The sequence below is a fragment of the Eubacterium ramulus genome (genome assembly GCF_003122485.1).
In the GTDB taxonomy this organism is placed as follows: Bacteria; Bacillota; Clostridia; order Lachnospirales; family Lachnospiraceae; genus Eubacterium_I; species Eubacterium_I ramulus_A.
The window spans coordinates 1-3,331 of sequence record NZ_JRFU01000058.1 but is presented as its reverse complement, the minus strand read 5'-3'; the positions used below and the strand labels follow the sequence as shown (position 1 = coordinate 3,331).

Annotated in this window: 2 protein-coding genes and 1 pseudogene; all 3 read right to left on the bottom strand. The window is 45.4% G+C overall.

What is annotated here, in order from left to right:
• Positions 1 to 119: pseudogene (locus tag LG34_RS17050) on the bottom strand (IS200/IS605 family transposase); the annotation flags it as partial.
• A gap of 143 nt (positions 120 to 262) precedes the next feature.
• The gene (locus LG34_RS05280; protein WP_109215154.1) at positions 263 to 1,666 is read right to left on the bottom strand and encodes a vWA domain-containing protein; all 1,404 of its coding nucleotides are present in this window, start codon (positions 1,664 to 1,666) and stop codon (positions 263 to 265) included.
• Positions 1,667 to 1,839: 173 nt separating this feature from the next.
• A complete protein-coding gene (gene eno, locus LG34_RS05275; protein ID WP_109215153.1) occupies positions 1,840 to 3,264 on the bottom strand; it encodes a phosphopyruvate hydratase in 1,425 nt (474 codons plus the stop codon).
• Between the last annotated feature and the right edge of the window lie 67 nt (positions 3,265 to 3,331).

Genomic DNA, 3,331 nt, shown 5'->3' with positions numbered 1-3,331 from the left:
TCTTTTGCCCGTTCTGAAATTGGATCATCTATTACTTTTCTTCTACTATATTTTACAACCATGATCAGATGATAATACATCAAATATACTGAATGTGCATTATGATCCATTTTATCCATACAATCAGTCCCTTCTGGCTTTTCGACTGATTGTATTATACCATATTCCTCATTATAGAACAAGTGTTCTGTTTTGCTTTTTATATTTATTTTTGCAATTCATCTCCCACCTGTAGAGGAAGGAGAATTCTTGCTATAATTTGTTAAATCTCATCTGCATCCAACACCAACCGAATCGCCCAGATCGGCACCTCCGGGATGCTGTAGCCTTCCTGTACGAACACAAACGCCGTCTGATAATCCGGCATCCGCTCCGGGAAGGTTCCCTGTCCATCCGTAAAATAGATCAGACCTTTCAGATCCTGAAATTCATGTCTTCGGATCAGCCCGTCCACATATTCAAACACCGGTCGGAAATCCGTGCCGCCAAAGCCGCACAGCTCCACATCTTCCATATATTTTTCAAATTCTTCGTCCGTGGTCACTTTCACATCACGCTGGATTTTCTCATCGCATTGAATGATATGAATATTGACCCGTTCAAAATAGCTCTCGCTGCTCTTTAAAATATTGTAAGTTTTCCGTAAAAACCGTTCCACCGTCTTGCCCTGACAGGAACCAGACGTATCAATGGCAATGACAAATTCCCGGATTCGCTTATTTTCCCGGTATTCCAACGGCTCCACCAGTGGCATATTTTTGTACATCTGCAATCCATAAGTATAGTAAATGTAGTCAAATTCATCATCATTGACATGCATTTCCTCGCCCAGAACCGCAAACTTCCGCAAAAACTCGCCGTAATCGTATTTTTCCCGCAACGCGGCATTCAGGTTCAGCAGCAGGCTTCCGGCGCCGTATCCCTGTTCGTGGGAAAACATTTCCAGATCTGTCTTGGCGTGCTGGCTCACATCCTGCCAGTCCCCCTGACGCTGTCCCACCAATGCTTCGTCAATATCTTCCTGCTCGCCTTCCTCGCCAGTATCCGCCTCATGGCAGCCCACCATGGCAGTTCTCGTATCTGTCGTAATACTGTCGTTTCTGCGCTCTCCGGCTTCATTTTCCTTCAACGGAATCCATTTCAGATGATCATCCCACATAAACTGCGGTTCTTCCCTGAAAAATTCTGCGCTCTCCTCCGGATTTTCATACAGCCAGCGGTAAATTTTCTCTGCGGTCAGAATCGGTACTTTCTGCGCCAAATGCGATAACGTCCGTTTCAGGGACGCATCCCGCTCCAGCTCCACACATTTCAGATTCAGATCCAGAATCGACTGTTCCACCGCCAGATCTGTCGCCAGATCCCAGCACTCCCGATCCAATTTTTCATACTGAAACGGATGACTGAAAATGCAGTGTAATATCATATGTAAAAATGCCCGGGTACAGGCATTTTTTTCTCTTTTAAATGCATGCAGCACATATTCCGGATTGTAATACATGGTCGCGCCATCCACGCCAAAAGCAGCGACACTGTCTGCGGCCACCAGTGGCATCCGAAATAAGGCTCTGTCAAGAAACCGCATGGAGATCATCAGCTCATCTCTGGCGTATTCCATGATCTTTGCTGCAAGTTCCTCTCCTGTCTTTTGTTTTTCCTGTTCCATTCACGTTCCTCATTCAGTGATTTTTTGTTACTGTCGGAAATTAGTGTATCACATCTTGTTTTCCGGGACAAGTAAACTGGCAGTAAGTTTTGCCTAAGTTTTATTTTAGTTCATCTGATAATTCTGTTTATATAAATCCTCTATAAAAAAGTAGTGAATGACAATAAATTTTTCTATCTCTCGCAGACTTCTTCCTCAATCCGCAAAAGTTCATTATATTTTGCCGTCCGTTCCCCTCTACATGGTGCACCAGTTTTGATCTGCCCGCAATTTAACGCTACAGCAATATCCGCGATCATCGGATCTTCCGTCTCGCCAGAGCGATGCGATACGATCGACTGATACCCATTTCGTTTTGCCAACACGATTGCCTCAAAACTCTCGGATAACGTACCGATCTGATTTACTTTGATCAGAATCGCATTGCCCGCTTTTTGTGCAATGCCTTGTTTTAACCGCTTCGGATTTGTCACAAATAAGTCATCTCCGACTAACTGTACCCGATTGCCGATCCGTTTGGTCATCTCGCTCCATCCTTCCCAGTCATTCTCCTGTAAACCATCCTCAATAGATACGATCGGATATTTACTGATCAGTTTTTCATAATAAGAGATCATCTCTTCCGTTGTCCGATGCACAGACAGCGAAATCGTATCTGCCAGCATGCCTGCCATCTCCGCTTTTGGCAGTTTCTGTTCATCCGAATGCAGGATTTCCTGCGCAGAATTACTCTCGCACTGATTTCCTTTTGCCATCAACTCTGCCAGTTTCAACCGTGTTTCTCCCGGGAAATCATAAAGTCTGGAATCTTTATTGTACAATTCACTTGCTGCCACATCTAACGCAAAGGCAATCTGTCTGCCCGGCTCATAACCTGCTTCCTTCACCGCCCGCATCAGATAATCCAACACTTCCTCTGCATTTTTCAAATCCGGTGCAAAACCACCTTCATCCCCCACAGACGTCGTGTAACCATCTTTTTCCAAAATTGATTTTAACGTATGATAAATTTCCACGCACCAGCGCAGTCCATCCCGGAAAATAAAATTGCCCTCATCGTCCCGTGCGCCCACCGGCATGATCATAAACTCCTGAAAATCAACGGTATTGTCCGCGTGGCGCCCACCATTTAAAATATTCATCATCGGGATCGGCATACGAATCCCATACACACCGCCAAGATACCGAAACAGCGGCAGATTCAGCGCTTTGGCACAGGCTTTTGCACACGCCATAGAAACAGACAACGTCGCATTTGCCCCAAGATTGCATTTATTTTCCGTTCCATCCGTACAGTTTAAAATCTGATCGATCAAAACCTGATTCGTTGCATCTTTTCCAAGCAGCACCGCTTTGATCCGGTCGTTGACATTGACCACCGCCTGATGCACACCTTTTCCATGATACCGTCTCGAATCCGTATCCCGCAATTCCTTCGCCTCATGTTCCCCAGTGCTGGCGCCGGATGGGACACTTGCCCGCCCGGTAAAAATGTGATTTCCGTCCTTTACTTTTACTTCCGTCTCCACCGTTGGATTTCCCCGGGAATCCAGTATTTCTCTTGCATATACATCCACAATTTCCAGATAAACAGCCATAATTTTTCGTCTCCTTTCCAAAATTCAAGTCGAACGCACGTGAGACTTGGTGCGTGATTCTGGTCAG